Annotated in this window: 14 protein-coding genes; 13 read left to right on the top strand and 1 reads right to left on the bottom strand. The window is 40.4% G+C overall.

Going from position 1 to position 17,225, the window contains the following annotated elements:
- The 3 genes from uvrA to BUA79_RS11225 all read left to right on the top strand — a co-directional run bounded on the left by uvrA (position 1) and on the right by BUA79_RS11225 (position 6,768).
- On the top strand, positions 1 to 2,847 hold the full coding sequence (gene uvrA, locus BUA79_RS11235; RefSeq protein WP_073994520.1) for an excinuclease ABC subunit UvrA: 2,847 nt from the start codon (positions 1 to 3) through the stop codon (positions 2,845 to 2,847).
- A gap of 83 nt (positions 2,848 to 2,930) precedes the next feature.
- Positions 2,931 to 4,472 carry a glutamine-hydrolyzing GMP synthase gene (gene guaA / locus BUA79_RS11230; protein WP_073994519.1) on the top strand — a complete coding sequence of 514 codons (1,542 nt, stop codon included), beginning with the start codon at positions 2,931 to 2,933 and terminating at the stop codon, positions 4,470 to 4,472.
- Between the two features lie 286 nt (positions 4,473 to 4,758).
- Positions 4,759 to 6,768, top strand: coding sequence for a relaxase/mobilization nuclease domain-containing protein (locus tag BUA79_RS11225; RefSeq protein ID WP_073994518.1), 2,010 nt, complete (start codon positions 4,759 to 4,761; stop codon positions 6,766 to 6,768).
- A gap of 119 nt (positions 6,769 to 6,887) precedes the next feature.
- Here BUA79_RS11225 and BUA79_RS11220 read toward each other — a convergent pair whose 3' ends face one another.
- Positions 6,888 to 7,397, bottom strand: a complete 510-nt coding sequence (locus tag BUA79_RS11220) for a TetR/AcrR family transcriptional regulator (RefSeq protein ID WP_207647348.1) — start codon at positions 7,395 to 7,397, stop codon at positions 6,888 to 6,890.
- 138 nt (positions 7,398 to 7,535) lie between these two features.
- Here BUA79_RS11220 and BUA79_RS11215 point away from each other — a divergent pair, with 138 nt between their 5' ends.
- The 10 genes from BUA79_RS11215 to BUA79_RS11170 all read left to right on the top strand — a co-directional run bounded on the left by BUA79_RS11215 (position 7,536) and on the right by BUA79_RS11170 (position 16,893).
- Positions 7,536 to 8,177 carry a transmembrane-type terpene cyclase gene (locus BUA79_RS11215; protein ID WP_207647347.1) on the top strand — a complete coding sequence of 214 codons (642 nt, stop codon included), beginning with the start codon at positions 7,536 to 7,538 and terminating at the stop codon, positions 8,175 to 8,177.
- A 38-nt stretch (positions 8,178 to 8,215) separates the two neighbouring features.
- Complete coding sequence (locus BUA79_RS11210; protein WP_073994516.1) at positions 8,216 to 9,226, top strand: lipocalin family protein; 1,011 nt, start codon at positions 8,216 to 8,218, stop codon at positions 9,224 to 9,226.
- Positions 9,227 to 9,247: 21 nt separating this feature from the next.
- Entirely contained in the window at positions 9,248 to 10,141 is an 894-nt protein-coding gene (locus BUA79_RS11205; protein WP_073994515.1) for an FUSC family protein, read from the top strand.
- A 39-nt stretch (positions 10,142 to 10,180) separates the two neighbouring features.
- Positions 10,181 to 11,074: a carotenoid biosynthesis protein gene (locus tag BUA79_RS11200; RefSeq protein WP_073994514.1), complete on the top strand. Its 894-nt coding sequence runs from the start codon at positions 10,181 to 10,183 to the stop codon at positions 11,072 to 11,074.
- 205 nt (positions 11,075 to 11,279) lie between these two features.
- A complete protein-coding gene (locus BUA79_RS12940; RefSeq protein ID WP_334292719.1) occupies positions 11,280 to 11,489 on the top strand; it encodes a hypothetical protein in 210 nt (69 codons plus the stop codon).
- Between the two features lie 438 nt (positions 11,490 to 11,927).
- Positions 11,928 to 13,070 carry an ATPase, T2SS/T4P/T4SS family gene (locus tag BUA79_RS11190; protein WP_143147916.1) on the top strand — a complete coding sequence of 381 codons (1,143 nt, stop codon included), beginning with the start codon at positions 11,928 to 11,930 and terminating at the stop codon, positions 13,068 to 13,070.
- Positions 13,067 to 13,540, top strand: coding sequence for a hypothetical protein (locus BUA79_RS11185; protein ID WP_073994512.1), 474 nt, complete (start codon positions 13,067 to 13,069; stop codon positions 13,538 to 13,540). Before BUA79_RS11190 ends, BUA79_RS11185 begins: the two co-directional genes overlap by 4 nt.
- A 41-nt stretch (positions 13,541 to 13,581) precedes the next feature.
- On the top strand, positions 13,582 to 15,114 hold the full coding sequence (locus BUA79_RS11180) for a hypothetical protein (protein WP_207647346.1): 1,533 nt from the start codon (positions 13,582 to 13,584) through the stop codon (positions 15,112 to 15,114).
- Positions 15,111 to 15,875 (top strand): hypothetical protein, encoded by a 765-nt coding sequence (locus BUA79_RS11175; RefSeq protein WP_073994510.1) that lies wholly within the window; start codon positions 15,111 to 15,113, stop codon positions 15,873 to 15,875. The genes BUA79_RS11180 and BUA79_RS11175 overlap by 4 nt, the downstream gene beginning before the upstream one ends.
- Positions 15,859 to 16,893 (top strand): InlB B-repeat-containing protein, encoded by a 1,035-nt coding sequence (locus BUA79_RS11170; RefSeq protein ID WP_073994509.1) that lies wholly within the window; start codon positions 15,859 to 15,861, stop codon positions 16,891 to 16,893. The genes BUA79_RS11175 and BUA79_RS11170 overlap by 17 nt, the downstream gene beginning before the upstream one ends.
- The last annotated feature ends 332 nt before the right edge of the window (positions 16,894 to 17,225 follow it).

The following is a 17,225-nucleotide window of genomic DNA, read 5'->3' as shown; positions in this document are numbered from 1 at the left end:
ATGGCATCGAAGAATAATGAAAGGCAATATATAAAGGTCAGGGGCGCCAATGAGAATAATCTGAAGAATCTGGACGTGGACATCCCCCGAAATGAACTTGTAGTCATGACGGGTTTGAGCGGCTCCGGAAAATCCACTCTTGCGTTTGATACGATTTATGCGGAAGGCCAGAGGCGATATATGGAATCCATGTCTTCCTACGCCAGGATGTTCCTGGGCCAGATGGAAAAACCAAAGGTTGAGTCCATAGAGGGCCTTTCACCGGCCATCGCCATCGACCAGAAGTCGACCAATCGCAACCCCCGTTCCACGGTAGGAACGGTGACCGAAATCTATGACTACATGAGGCTTCTGTACGCCAGAATCGGTGTGCCCCACTGCCCGGAATGCGGGAAGGAAATCAGCCGACAGACCGTGGACCAGATGGTGGACCACCTGATGGACCTCCCGGAGGGAACCAGATACCAGCTGCTGGCGCCGGTCGTACGGGGCAGGAAAGGCGAGCACGCCAAGGTCCTGGATCAGGCCAAGAGGGGCGGCTACGTCCGTGTGCGGATCGACGGCAACATGTATGAGCTCAGTGAAGACATTAAACTGGAAAAGAATAACAAACATAATATAGAAATCGTGGTGGACCGCCTTTCGGCCAGGGAGGGCATCGAAAAGCGCCTCACCGATTCCATCGAAAATGTCCTGCACCTGTCCGGTGGTCTGATGATTGTGGACGTCATAGGGGAAGAACCCATCAATTTCAGCGAAAGCTTCTCCTGTGCGGACTGTGGAATCAGTGTCGACGAGATAGAACCCAGAAGCTTCTCCTTCAACAATCCCTTCGGCGCCTGTCCGGAATGCTCCGGAATCGGCTACAAAATGGAATTCGATCTGGACCTGATGATCCCCGACCCATCTCTGAGCCTGAATCAGGGAGCCATTACCGTCATCGGCTGGCAGTCCTCTTCGGACAAAGGAAGCTATACACATGCCATATTGGAAGCCCTGGCAAAGGAATATAAATTCAGTCTGGATGAACCGTTTGAAAAGCTTCCGAAGAAAATACAGGATGTCCTTATCTATGGCACCGCCGGTCGGAAGGTGGAGGTGCATTACAGCGGTCAAAGAGGAGAAGGGGTTTACGACGTGGCTTTTGAAGGCCTTGTCAAAAATGTAGAGCGCAGATACAAGGAGACATCCTCGGATATCATCAAACAGGAATACGAAACGTACATGCGGACTGTAACCTGCAAGGCCTGCGAAGGCAAGAGACTGAAGAAGGAGTCCCTTGCGGTAACGATTGCAGATACAAATATTTACGAAATCACCGAAATGACCATTGCCCACATGCAGGAGTTCTTCCGGGACCTGAAGCTGACTCCCATGCAGGAAAAAATTGGCGAGCTGATTCTGAAAGAGATCCGGGAAAGAACAGGTTTCCTGATGAACGTGGGTCTGGATTACCTTACCCTGTCCCGGGCAACCGGCACCCTGTCGGGAGGAGAAGCCCAGAGAATCCGCCTGGCCACCCAGATCGGCTCCGGTCTGGTAGGCGTCGTTTATATACTGGATGAGCCCAGCATCGGCCTCCACCAGAAAGACAACGACAAGCTCCTGAAGACACTGAACCATCTCAAGGAGCTGGGCAACACCCTGCTGGTGGTGGAGCACGATGAAGACACCATGATGGCAGCGGACCATATCATTGACGTCGGCCCGGGCGCCGGCAGCCATGGAGGAGAAATCGTGGCCCAGGGCACTGCTGCGGACATCATGAAAAACAAAAATTCCATAACCGGCGCTTATTTAAGCGGAAAAATCAGAATTCCGGTACCGGAAAATAGAAGAGAACCTGCAGGATATCTGAAGATCATAGGAGCCAGGCAGAACAACCTGAAAAACATCGACGTCGAGATTCCGTTGGGCGTGATGACCTGTGTCACCGGCGTATCCGGATCCGGAAAAAGCTCCCTGGTAAATGAGATCCTTTACAAATCCCTGGCCAGACAGCTGAACCGGGCAAGAACCATTCCCGGGGATCATGACCGCATTGAAGGGGTAGAGCTTCTGGATAAAGTCATTGACATCGACCAGTCTCCCATCGGCAGAACGCCACGATCCAACCCGGCCACCTATACGGGAGTCTTTGACCAGATCCGCGACCTTTTCGCTTCCACCACGGATGCAAAAACCCGCGGATACGGAAAAGGCAGGTTCAGCTTCAACGTTAAGGGCGGACGCTGCGAGGCCTGTGCCGGCGACGGAATCATCAAAATCGAAATGCACTTCCTTCCCGATGTATATGTGAAATGTGACGCCTGCGGCGGCAAACGGTACAACCGGGAAACCCTGGAAGTAAAATATAAAGGCAAAAGCATATACGATGTCCTGGACATGACGGTGGAAGAGGCCGCGAAATTCTTTGAAAACGTCCCGTCCATTTACAGAAAGATGTCGGTCCTGAACGAGGTGGGGCTTTCCTATATCAAACTGGGACAGCCGTCCACCACTCTTTCAGGCGGGGAGGCCCAGAGGGTGAAGCTGGCAACAGAACTGAGCCGGCGCAGCACCGGAAAGACCATCTATATCCTGGATGAGCCCACCACCGGCCTGCATTTTGCCGATGTTCACAAGCTGGTAGAGATTCTGCGCAAGCTCTCCGAGGGCGGCAACAGCGTGGTGGTCATCGAACACAACCTGGACGTCATCAAAGTAGCTGACCATATCATCGATATCGGTCCAGACGGCGGAGACAAGGGCGGAACCGTCATTGCCCAGGGAACCCCGGAGGAAGTGGCGGAAATCGAAATATCCTACACGGGCAAATACATAAAAAAACACCTGGAACAAAAATAGAAGCACTTGTGAAATGAAAAGCTTTCATGTACAATAGTAATTCATATGGGGAATCTCCCGGTACGTATTTAGGAGGAAGAATTGTGGATAGAGAATTGATAATAGTACTTGATTTCGGCGGACAGTATAACCAGCTGATTGCCAGAAGAGTCAGGGAATGCAACGTTTATTGTGAAATACATCCTTACACCCTGAGCCTGGAAGAAATCAAGGCCAAAAATCCAAAGGGAATCATATTCACCGGCGGACCCAACAGTGTATATAAAGAAGAATCGCCAACCTGCGATAAAGGAATATTCGATCTGGGAATCCCGATTCTGGGCATCTGCTACGGCGCACAGCTTATGATGCATCTGCTGGGAGGAACCGTGGAAGCGGCCCACGTCCGTGAATACGGAAAGACCTGGGTAAACTTCGACAAAACCGGAAAGATGTTCGACGGCATGAGCGAAAGCTCCATCTGCTGGATGAGCCATACAGACTATATTTCCAAAGTGGCCGATGGCTTCCGCATCGTTGCAGACTCCGAAACCTGTCCGGTAGCAGCCGTAGAATTCGTAGAAAAGGAATTGTATGCGGTACAGTTCCATCCGGAAGTGCTCCACACCCAGGAAGGATCAAAACTCCTCTCCAACTTCCTGTTTGACATCTGCCACTGCGCCGGCGACTGGAAAATGGATTCCTTCGTGGAAAACTCCATCAAAGCCATCCGTGAGAAAATAGGTGCCGGAAAAGTGCTCTGCGCCCTTTCAGGCGGTGTAGATTCCTCCGTAGCAGCCGTCATCCTGTCCAAAGCCATAGGAAAACAGCTGACCTGCGTATTCCTGGACCACGGCCTTCTCCGTAAGGACGAAGGAGACGACGTGGAATCCGTATTCGGACCGTCCGGACATTACGACCTGAACTTCATCCGCGTCAACTGTCAGCAGAGATTCTATGACAAGCTGGCCGGTGTATCCGATCCCGAAACCAAGAGAAAAATCATCGGCGAGGAATTCATCCGCGTCTTCGAAGAAGAAGCCAAGAAAATCGGAACCGTGGACTTCCTGGTACAGGGAACCATCTATCCGGACGTAATCGAGAGCGGCCTGGGAAAATCTGCCGTAATCAAATCCCACCACAACGTAGGCGGCCTGCCTGACTACGTAGACTTCAAGGAAATCGTAGAGCCTCTCCGCGATCTCTTCAAGGATGAGGTCCGCAAAGCCGGCCTTGAACTGGGCATTCCCGAAAAGCTCGTCTTCAGGCAGCCATTCCCGGGCCCAGGACTTGCCATCCGTATCATCGGAGAAGTGACCGAAGCCAAAGTCAAAATCGTCCAGGAAGCCGATTTCATCTACAGGGAAGAAATCGCTGCAGCCGGCGTGGATAAAGATCTGGGCCAGTACTTCGCAGCCCTGACCAATATGCGCTCCGTAGGCGTAATGGGTGACGAAAGAACCTACGATTACGCCATTGCCCTTCGTGCCGTCACAACCACCGACTTCATGACCGGCGAAGCCGCCCACATTCCATGGGAAGTCCTTTCCAAGGTAACCAACCGTATCGTCAATGAAGTACCGCACATCAACCGCGTGCTCTATGACTGTACAGGAAAGCCACCAGCTACGATTGAGTTTGAGTGACCTGAACCGGTGCACGAGTGTTAAAAAAACACTGTATTTAAGCCGTTCATAGCTCGAAACCTAGCAGAAATGTTAGGTTTCGGGCTATTTTTTTATTCTGTGATACCTGTTTGATACCTTTTGAAGGTATTTTCAAGGGATTTAATCATGTCGATAATAAATTTCTAACCTGTCTCTATTTTCAATTTTTTCAAAATTCAATTATTTCCCCCGGATTTAGCAATTAGTGATTTTTCAACCCAAAAACATAGTGAAAGAAAAATATTACTATGTTGGAGGTTTACAAATGGATAATAGCAAGACTTTTATAACTGTTGCTGAGATAGAAAACGTATTAGATGTTTCAGAATCCAAAGCTTATCGTATCGTGCGTACTTTGAATGTCGAGTTAAAACAGAAAGGGTTTATGGTAATCCCTGGACGTGTCAGCAGACAGTATTTCAATGAGCGTTTCTATGGAATACAGAATCCAGATAAGGAAGGAGTTATGGCACAAGGAATTGTAGTGAAAATATGGAATGTAAAAGCAGGCAGTGGAACAAGAAGTGCATCTGCTCAGATATCAGATTCTATTGCTTATATTGAAAATCCGGAAAAGACTGGATACTCCCTTGATATTACAAGTGCAAATCAGATTGAAAATGAGCTTACCTATGTGACGAATGATATTAAGACGGTTAATGGGCTTTATGTGGGTGGCAGGCATATTACAGATATTAGCCATGCTACAGAAGAGATGATGCAGGTAAAAGAGTTTTTTGGAAAGTTAGATGGCAGAGTGGCAACGCATGGAGTCATTTCACTTGATGAGGAAGAATCGGATTCAAAGAATGCGGGGAAGCTGATGCTACTTTTAGATGATTTGATGCAAAAGGTATTTCCACAACATCAAGTGGTATATGCAGTTCATACCAATACAGAGAACCTTCATATCCACTTTATTATTAACACAGTTGGACTTGATGGGAAAAAGATTCATATGGACAACAAGTTTATGAAGGAAGTTTTTGAAGTAGCAGTCAATAAGTATGCGGTAACTTATGGATTCACTCCAAATGAAACTTGGAAGAAAGAGCGGAATGTAGATTCTATGCCATTTGCTATGAGAAAGATATTGATTCGAAAGCTAATTGATCATGCTATCGAGCAAACAGATACCTTTGATGCATTTATCGCATATTTAAGAACAGATGGATTAACTGTAAATGTTGGAAAGCAGGTTTCTGTACAGATGGAAGATATGCCAAAAGCGATACGAACAGGTCAGCTGGGAGAAAACTATTCCATAAAAAGTATACAGGAGCGATTAGTGACAAAATTTGACCCATTTCGCAGAGGTCATGCAAGTGACTTTTATGAAGCGATTATGCCAGAAGAGATGGCTAGAATTGTACCTGTAAGAATGAAGAAGTATAAGGATATGTCACAGGATGAAAAAAATGAGGTTTTACATTTACTTAAGCTAAAGAGAAATCCGTGGCAGGAAAGTTTCCGTGATAATTGGCAGATGCAAAAAATGGCAGATGACTTAAATCAAGTGGCGTATGTCTATAAGCTTGTACATTATTATTCAAAAGGGACAGATTCAAGCAGTGATGCAAAGAAAGAAATCATTGATAGGCGTAAGGATCTTGGAGCGGAGCGAAAGGAATTAAGATATCTGCAGAAAAGGTATAAGCCAATTACAGATATCTATGAAGAAATGAAAAAGTATATGGTACGAGCCTATCTGTATGAGGCATATGGGAAAACGGATTATATAGCAGATTTTATGAAGTATAAGGAACTGTCACAAAGACTGAAAACATCTTTTGATAAAAGTGTTGAAGAAGTGGCAGATTTTGTTGCAGAAACAAAGGCGCAAATATTCTATCTGAAACAACAGGAGCAGGAATTATCAAAACAGTATGTGGCAATTAAGAAATATGCAGAGCAGGGGAAGGTGCAAAGTTTGGCAGATGATTATTCTTTCTTTCATGCTATCGGTCATAGCGAGGCAGTATATCAGGCGAAGCAGTATGGCATTTATGCTAGCGACCTTAAGTACATTACACCAGAGGATAATAAGGATATTGTAATTCGTGTTATGACTACACCTGATATGAAGGGAGATAAACCAACGATAACATCCGCGATTGCTGTAATGAAAAATGGAATTATAGTACGAGAAATTTCTTCAAAGAATATGGGCGATAAGAAGTTCAATCAGGCAATTTATGAGATCCAGGAAGAGTATGGAATTAAGAAATGCGGTGTTGTGAAAAATATGGTGCCTAGAAATGCGAGACATGTTTAGTTGTGCGTAAGGCACACCAAATCCGAATTTGTCGGCTCAAAGACAGATTATAAAGTGATGAAGTTAAAAGAATTATTATAAATAAAATGATACAACAGTGCAAAAAAGCTCTCGCTATATTACAACTTAAGCATTTCAAGAATGCTGTGAGCGACTTCTCGTGCAGATTTTTCTTCCTCATTTGATATCCATTCTAGCATTGAAAAGAATAACCCTCCAACTAAAAATTGTTTTTGATTGACGGTCAATGATTTAGCAACATCGTATCGGTTAATCATTGTTTCTAAATAATTACCAAAAGGTGCAGATAGAGCAGCAAGGAGATGATTCTCTGTGAACAGTTCTATGTGTACCTTATTCTTTTTCCAGTATTCAAAACATTTGGTAAGTGCATCTTCAGCAGTATTTATTTCAAAAGCATTCAGATCGTTTAAATACTGTGCAAACATATTTTCAAAGTGTTTTACTAAAACATCTTCTTTGGTTTCAAAATTTCTATAGAAGGTAAGCCTTGCAACGCCGGCTTTTTCGGTCAGGTCTTTAATTGTAATTTCCTGATAAGATTTTGTTTTCATCAATTCAAACAAGGCATCTATAATCCATTGCTTACTTCTTTCAGATTGCTTCACATTCTTTTCCTCCATTAAGTCAAAAGTGTAACAGATTCTGCGAATCTGTATCTTCCATTTACAAAAATCCAAATATATAATACGTGTAACAGATGTAACAAGTGTAAACATTGTAACATGAAATTGGAGGATTCGCAAATGGATTTTATCGTATTGATATTACTTTTAATCAGTGCAGTTACATGGACAATCGTATATATCAGTTCAATAAGAATTGGCTTTCGAGATAAAACATATTGTATGCCACTTTGGGCTTTAGGGCTTAATGTATTCTGGGAATTAGTCTATGCATGTAATGGAATAGCACACCCATCTGTACAGGCTGTGGCAAACGCAATCTGGGTATGCTGTGATCTGCTTATTGTAATTACTTATTTTAAATTTGGCAGAAATAAACTTTCAGAGAATTTGAGGGATATGTTCATTCCGTATAGTTTACTTGTATTTGCATCTTGCCTGATATTACAGCTCGCATTTTTCTTACACTTCGAGTCATATGTAGAAGCTGCACAGTATTCAGCATTTGCGCAGAATGTAGTTATGTCAATCCTTTTTGTTGTAATGCTCTATAAAAGAGGCAACAGTGAAGGACAGTCAATGCTAATTGCAGTTGCAAAATGGCTTGGAACTCTTGCCCCTACAATTCAACAGGGAATTGTACAGGGATTTAATATATACATTTTACTGACAGGAATCCTTTGTTCAGTGTGGGATATTCTTTACATTATTTTGCTTCATAAGCAGATAGAGAAAGAAAAGCAGTGTGTATCAAAGAGTTAAGCAACTAAAACGTATTTTTGAAAACGGAGGTCATTTTTATGGAACTTACACAGAGAGAACAGTTTGATTTTAATAATTTTTGCGAAAAACCAGTATTTGTAACAGATCCTGCAGATAAGGATTACCCTTGGCATGGTGGAAAATGGGGAAATGAATCATGGTTTGTATGTGCAAATCTGAATGATAATGGACACAAAATTGGTTTTTTAGCACATGCACTTATTCTTTCAATGCCAGGAAAGGGTGATATGCTTTCAATTAAAATTTCTATATCAGATCAGACAACTGGCTGGTATAAGGCATACGAGTCTGTATATCCTGCTCAGGCAGCAGAGATTTCACAGACAGAACTTTTGATCAAGACAAAGGAATTTCTGATGAAGGGAGACCTTGATGAGGTCATTGTTCAGGCTAATATGCCAGACAGCAAAATTGATGTTGTACTTAAACGTACTCATAGCATCTTCCATTTAGGTGGAGGACAGAAGTTTGACTTCCTTGGCGTAGAGCAGTACGATTTCGCAATTCCTGCGATGGAGACATCCGGAGAGGTTCAGATTGAAGGCATATCGTATCGTGTGAGTGGACCTACTTGGATCGATCGTCAGTGGGGTGGACTGCCAAATTATTATGCAAAAGGTGATTCTGCGGAAACCAGAATGAAGTGGCTCTGGATGAATCTGCAGCTTGATAACGGTGTAAATATCAGTTGCGGTATCATTCTGCTTATTGGACCTAATATCATATCGCAGTATGCAGGAATTCAGTTACCAGATGGAAGTACAGCTACAGGTAGAATCAGTAAGCTTGATATGTACGATTACTGGACAAGTGAAGAAAGTGGAAACAGCTATCCTACCAGATATTATATGGAAATTCCATGTATTGATACAAAGCTTGAAATTCAGGCAAATCCGATAGCACAGGAAATTGTTGCACAGCTTAAGGAATCTACAAAATATGAGGGCGCAGCTGATATAAAGGGAACCTGTATGGGTAAACCTGTAACAGGTGTAAACTATATTGAACTTGTTGGTTATTGGAAATAGGCGAAAGTGGAGAAGATGCACATGGAAAAAACAATTAAATATAGAATGCTGTCATCTTTTCTAACATGTGCCTTTCTGTGTGCAATATGCCTGCTGGGAGTGCTGTCAAAGGATGTGATGATACTGATTCCTTTTCTTTATGCTGGAATCAATTTTGTCTCATATATTTTTTGGATGAAAACTGAGATGGCATTCCCGTTCTATTTTCATATTGGGATGACATACCTGATCCTTAGTAATACGGAAAGCTTGTCTGTTTATGAGTGGCTTATACTGTGGTGTGGAATAACTGTTATAATCGTAGTGACATTTTTGTTGATCGGTGTAAAAAAGCATGAATCATTTGGAAAAGATTCCGCCATAAATATGATTATCAAAAAATATAAGACAAGCATTCACAATAACCAGCTTAGAATAAAGAGGGCTGCAATGCATTCAATTGTTTTGTTTATTATTTCATGGTCAGAGTATTTGGTTCATGATTATAAGGGATTCTGGATTATGATTTCCGCAGGAGCAGTTATGATTGGTGAAGACTATGGAAAAATACAGACGAGAGGACTTAGAAGAATCGTTGGGGCTTTTCTGGGATTTGCCATTGGTGGAGTATTGCTAATTCTGGGAGCTGGTAAGATTGCATTGATAAGTTGTTATATAATAGCTCTTATTATTTCGTGTTTTGCTATGCCTAAAAAGTATATTCTTGGCAGTGCCTGTATCGGGTTAGAAGCAGTTTCTGGAAACGCACTTGCGGAAGGTACATTAAGTTCCGCACTTATTGTGGAAAGACTAATATGGACAATTGTGGGAGCGGCTTTGGCAATTGGATTCTGTGTGATTTGTGACAAAATAATTAAGAATATTTATGAGGATAAGTCACGAGATAAAATAATTGCACGATATGATAAAAAATAATTAAATATCAAAATAAAAGATTAATTAGGAGGATGAAAAATGACTTGGATGAATTGGTATGAAATAATATGTTATTTGTTAGTTGCAATTTTTTTGTTTGATTCGATTAAAAGGAAGGACAAGAAATCGCTGTATGCATTTGGCTCGGCTGCATTAGTTGGATTTACGCTGGAACTTTTTTCTGTAAATTTTACAGGGGGATATTATTATAACAATGATTTCTTAATGGTCATTGGTAGTAAACCACACCATTTCCCTATCTTTGGAGGGTTGATGTGGGGCGCATTGGCATCGTATTCCATAAGAATCGCAAAGAAATTTAAGTTCAACAAGCTGATAACATCATTTTTTGCAGGGATGTTGATTGTATCCTGGGATATCATTTTAGATGTAATTGCAATCAGGCTTGAGTTTTGGACCTGGGTAGGAAAAACAATTGATCTTACTGTTACAAATTATTCGTTTATGGGTGTTTCCTGGGGGAATTTCCTTGGGTACATGATTATGGTTCCTGGTGTTTCGTATTTTATATTAAGAACGCAGGAACATGTTGATGAAAATGACACAAAGAAACAATTGCTTCATATGATAATCAATTGGTTAATTGGAGCTGTTATTGCGATTGGAGGAACTCTCCTTGCCATTCTCTTAAATAAAGTAACATGTTCTCTGTCCTCAATGATCCTGTTCTTATTAGTTTGGGTTGTAATGGTTGTAATCATTGCAAAGAAAGTAATCACTTCTAAAATTAGAATTGCCAAGAAAAAGGATTATCCAATTATGATTTTCTGGCTTGGTAACTATGTATTTGTTTTATATGCTCTACTGTACTTAAACATTCAGGCAACTCATTTGTGGTTATTGATTGTTGGTATAGCATTTATGCTGATCACAATTCTCTTTTGCCTACTTGAGCCACTTACAGATAATTAGTGTACCTGCTATATAACAATCAATAAAAGTTCAATGGTCTTGATTTTGAGAAAGGGGCTAAAGAGGCTGGGCAAAAAGTAGATGTGCTTTCATTACAAAAAATATTGTTAATGGATGTATCGGTTGTAATGCCTGCCGATATGGAAAGCCCTGTGTTCAAAAGGATAATTTCAATGATATTGTACCAAAGATTAAAGAGGCAGATTTGATAGTGTTTGCATCAACTTTATTATTCTGGACTCTATCATCAAAGATAAAGGCTTTCATTGAAAGATTTTATTGTATTGCAGAAGAAGATTCAGAACCGAAATATGGCAGGTATGAGAACTATCCGGTCAAAGATGCTGCATTGCTAATGACATCGGCAGATAATTTTTTCTGGACATATGAACAGGCGGTATCATATTACAAATAGGCAATTATCAATTATATGGGATTTCATGATAAAGGAATGATTCTGGCTGGTGGATGTGGTGATACTAACGGTAAGCCATAGATAGATAAAACAACCCACTTGCAGGAAGCATATGAGTTTGGGAAAAATGTATATACAGACTAATTCGAATTGTAATTTGTTGGGATGACGATAGGTGCTATAAATTAAAATTTCATTCAGTAAAAATCAAGCTTGATCTTATTGCAAGGGCAGGCTTTTTTTGCGTCTTTTTTTGAAAATAATAATAGAAATGCGAGACAAATTTAGTAATCAGCTTTTTTTCAACCCAAATAGATAGTAGGAGGTGATGAAAAAATATCGGAATTAATTTACGAAAAGAAATCCGATGGAGAGCTATTGCAGGAGTCGAGCATTTTCCATGTGGAGTCAGCATATGACAACGAAGATGTGAGAGATATGTTTCAGAATCTGAAAGCAAATGTCTGTGATCTGAATCCTGCACTTGTCACGAAGTGTATTACTGGAACGGAGCAGGATTTTATCCTGCTTATGAAAAGGGCCAGCGATTACATTGACAGAAACTTTGAAAGCTGCAGTGAGGAAGATAGAAAGCAGTTGTTGGAAATGTTCAGTCACAGTGTCTTTGGTTATTACGTTCTGACTCCTCTTATTCTCTCCAAGGAAGTATCAGATATTAAGGTTCTTGATTATAACCATGTAGTAGTAAAGGCTGGTGGAGAACGATATCTTGCAGATGTTTCATTCGCTAGTGAAGAGGATTATCGCACTTGGTATGAAAGAATATTGAGGATTCATAGGCTTGGACGAAGTGAAGAATTTGCACTTGGTCATTGCACAGACAGAAAAGGAGTCGATGCATTTTATCTTCGAATTGATGTTCAGTTGTCCTTTATAACTTCTACAGAAAAGAACAATCTTCATATTCGTAAGATGCCAAAGGAAAAACTGACATGGGAATATCTCAAAGAGAACAAGATGTTAGATGATGCCATGATGGATTATCTACAGGACAGAATAATAGCAGGATACGGTTTCCTTATTTCAGGGCGAGGTGGATCTGGCAAATCAACATTACTAAACAACATGATTGATTGGGTGCCGTTTAATCAATCCATTTTGGTATCACAGGAATCAGATGAACTTTATTCCAATGTCCATCCGCAGATGCAGTTTGAACATACCATGACAGTTAGAAAGAATGACATAGTTACGGAGTTTTCGCTGGAAGATGAGCTGCGCTTAGGATTGCTCCAAGATATTGATAATTTTGTCATTGGAGAAATCAAAGGTGGAGAAGCACTTCATGTGTTTACTACCGCTATGAGTACAGGAGCCAGATTCTTTGGAACAATTCATTCTAATGATGCAGTAAGTTCTGTACGTAGATTAGCACAGTGTGCAAGGTATGTGTCTGATTATCCAATGGAAACGTTGGAAGAAATGCTGAGTTCCATGCCTTTTGTATTGGTTCATATGAGCCATTTCTCAATTGATGAAATTGTGGAGATTAAAGACTGGGATGTGAAAGAGAAGAAATTACAGTATCACACTGTATATGCAAAGGAGATTGAAAGATGATAATTGCGTTGATGATAATGACTAGTATTTATTTTGTAATAGTAGGATTGCAAGATTTATGGGAAAGAAAAATATACTCCTTTCCATGCACTATATTGTCGGCACTGTGGATGATAAAGATAGCAATGGAAACGAAAATGTCAATATATATGTATTTGATATATTTGGCATTATGTCTGGCAATTTATTACTTCTTTACCCAAAAGAGAATCTGGGGAGCGGGTGATAGTGATTTGTTTTTTCTATTTAGTATCGTGTATCTAGCATGTGCCAAAGGAAATATCTCATTTGAATTTCTAATTATTGAGATTCTGTTATTTATCGCAGTTCTTGTAAGTGCACTGATGATTGGATGGATAGAGGCTAAGTTTAAGAAGATGAAGATCGGAAAAGAGAGTTCTATAGCGGTAGCACCTGGATTTGCAGTTGTGCTTATTGCAGTGATGTGGAAAGGAGTGATTGGATGCTAAATGCAAGTGATAGTAAGGTCCTAGTGAATCTTCTTTCTCAGATGGGAACAATCATCAATGCTATTCCTGGAGAAGTATATACAATCACAGATGTAGACACGCTTGTAATTATACACAGAAGACTTACGGAGTCTGATATCAAAAGGCAATTAAGTCAGTATAATGATATCTTTGTAAAACAGACAGGAGCAGGTATTCCAGATATTACAAACAGTATGATTGCTTATGTTCGAGTGAAGGTATTGTTGGAATCAGGTGTAGATACATTTGATGGAAAAGTATATCGAGAATTATTCAAGGAATGCAAAAACCAAATTACCAGAATCAATAATATTATTCGTCTGACCAAGACAAGTGCTTTGACAGCAGAGGAATATCAAAAGGACAGAATTGCAGCAACACTGAAAAAGAACGAGGCATTTATTGTATGTCTGGAAGCAGAGATGGCTTCAATTGAAAAGAAGTTAGATCGTCTGCCAAAGGTAGAGGAAGAAGAAACTAATCCAATACAGACAAAGGAAGTTACCAAGATTCCACAAGAGAAAAAAGAAGGGTTCTTGGAAAGGCTTGAGAAGAAAGTAAATGCCAGAAAAGAAAAAAAAGAGATTGGTGAGTTCCTTAGAAATGAAGAAAAGAAGCAGGCTAAGACATGTTGTGAAGAGATTCCGTATTATGACAGAAATTTGGTTTTTACTGTAAGTATGGTATGTAAGGATATTCCAGCATATACACTTTTAAGACGTAAGAATAACATTTATTTTGGTTTGTCAAAAAATGTCGGAAAAAGTAATTATGATAACTCAGATGGAACATTGGTGGAGTTGACAAAGGCATCCGAAGAATTTCTGCAGTTTATGACAGAGGATTTATTAGGTGGCGAATATACATTGAATCCTTTTTCAGAACAGGAAAAGGAAGGCATGGAGATGTATTTTGATTTTGTGACCAGATGCTTTGAAGTACATATTGGTGTGACATTGACTGTTAGGGAATATTTAAATTTTAAAGTCTATTACAATCAGCTTGTTTCTATGATGTTTGATTTGGAACGACAGCAAAAGGAAGATTACTACAAGGCATTGATCTTAGCAGATCGTTATCAGTGCTACATGAGATGTTATGGTTTGGAATATACAGATTCCAGAGATAAAGCGATTGAGCATATCTTAAGTGAATGTAATGAGAATTACATAAGTGATATCGAACTGATTCTGAATAATCATATTGTGGATTCAGGAGCTAAGGATGATTTAGAACAGCTCAAGGAAGAGATAGAACATTTTCATATGAAAGTGGAAATAGCAGATGCATCAGTTGCTGTATGTGAGCCTGTAAAAGTACTTCCACAGGTGATGCAGCAAGAAATACCACACGAGATTACGCAGAACAATTATATGCAGATTGTAATTCAGCTTTTGGATGGCAAACGAGAAGTAGTAGATGAGGCATTGTATGCCGGTGACAATATAAGACAGGCACTATTTGATTTTGAAAGAAAGGATGCCTGCATTAAGAGATTAGGATTTAGAAATAATGGTGTAGACATATTCTACAAGGAAGAGGTGAGCAGATGACAAAGGAGAACATTATGATTTTTACAATAGTAATGGCAGTGACAATAGGAGCAGTATTTTGTTGGTGTTACTACGGAAATAAAGTTACATCACATAAAACAACAAGTCCAACCACCATAGAGACCGGGGAGGCAGAAGAGATGGAAACTATCATTGATGATCGAATTGATTTTATACCATATGAGTCAGCTAGTTATTTGACGGTGGAGAAGGTTATTCGTACTCAGGTCGAAAGAGAGGATGGTACTGTGGAAACACAGTATGATTCTTATCTTCTGTCAGATATTGATTTGAAGAATGGAACAGATGAAACAACGGATTATTCCAATGCATCAGTGGGAGACGGTTTTGAGATTGGGAATGGAAGAACGACAGATTTTATTTCAGAATTTGGTTTTGATTATAAGCAGATGAGCGGAGCAGAGGTCTATGAACAACTATTAGATAAGATAGGAATAACAAGAGACTTTGATGCTGCAGTATTTGATCAGGATACATATGAGAAAACAGGACAGAAAACATATGTGCTAGATCAGGGCTGTGATGTTACAGACAAGCTGATAAAAGGTGTAGATTATGATGAGCTGATTTCATCTAAGGTGTTTTATCAAATTACAGGAAGCAAAGAAGATAGCAGAATACCAGATTATTTCGTGGCAATCACACAGTATAAAGTTGATGGACAGCTTGTAACGAAGAATTTGTTTTTACAAGTAACCATCAATCCAGAAATGGAGGTGCCAGATGAATCTAAAGAGTAAGATAGTATTATGTCTTGGTATAGCAATTGGAATGTTCTTTATGTTTCATGCGACTGCATTTGCAGATGATATAGGAGATACAGGTGGAACTGATCAGGGTAATGCCACAGGAACAAATATCTATACATTTTCTTATATCTATGATGCAGGAAATGATGCAATTGAATTGAGGGTTGATACGAAAAATCCACTTAACAGTTTTGAAAATACCACAAGTCATACCTATACAAGTCCATCAGATCAGATTGTATTGTATACGCAGAATCCAATTTGTGGCAATTCTATTGAAAATGCCATAGCCACAATGAATGCAGTTGGTGGATATAATTTATCAGTATCAGATGTAAAGGCAGCATTAAATGACCTTGGTTATTATGATAAAGGAAATGGAGTATGGAAATATAACGGAGGATATCTGACTTATGTGTCAGCAGTAAAAATCAGACCGCAGGTTCATACGATATTCTATAATGCAAATGGGGGTAGTGGTGCACCTGGCAATCAGACAAAGACGCAAGGACAACAATTATTTTTATCAACTATGAAACCAACACGTACTGGATATACGTTCAAATATTGGTTAGCAAGTATTGGCGGTAATTATAATCCAGGTCAGGAATATACACACAATCAGGATGGAGGAATTGTGACAATGACTGCACACTGGAAGGATGAAACCGCACCGGACTGTAGTGATTTCTATGCAATTCCAAATTATTGGAGTGCCGGAAATGGAACAGTTGGATTTACGGTAAGAGATCAGGGATCTGGTCTTGAGTCTGTAGTTCTTCAAAGATATTCAGCAGTGACAAATTCATGGAGTACAGTGAATTCATGGAGTTATAATGGAACAACTAGTAGTCAGTCAGGAACTTATACGGAAACTTCGGAAGGTGTATTTTATTACAAGCTGACGATTGAGGATAAGGTTGGAAATAGCACAACAAAGATATCAGCTTATATTTATTTGGATTACAGTAATCCGGTTATTAGTGGTGTAGTGTTTTTGACTCCTTGATCTGACCTGCCACTGCTCACTCACATTGTCCATGGTCAGATATTTTTGCTCTCTTGTTTTGTCCATTGATATCGTATTATAATGCCATTATCAAATAGGCATTGAGGTGAACAGGAAAAACCACAATACGATTTCTCCCCTACCAAAGATTGATTTCGTATTGTGGTCCCAATAAACATGATTATAGTAGCACAATACGAAAAACTCTTCAATACAGATACACATATTTTTCATCAAGAGTAAAGAAGTTTCCTGCTGTCCGGTCTGCAGTGGCAGCTTAAGGGTTCGGGATACCAAGCTCCGCCATATGATTAATCAGGATGGTTCGGCTG

The sequence above is a fragment of the Parasporobacterium paucivorans DSM 15970 genome (assembly GCF_900141895.1).
In the GTDB taxonomy this organism is placed as follows: Bacteria; Bacillota; Clostridia; order Lachnospirales; family Lachnospiraceae; genus Parasporobacterium; species Parasporobacterium paucivorans.
Note: the sequence above shows the minus strand (reverse complement) of the source record. Positions and strands in the feature narration are given on the sequence as shown.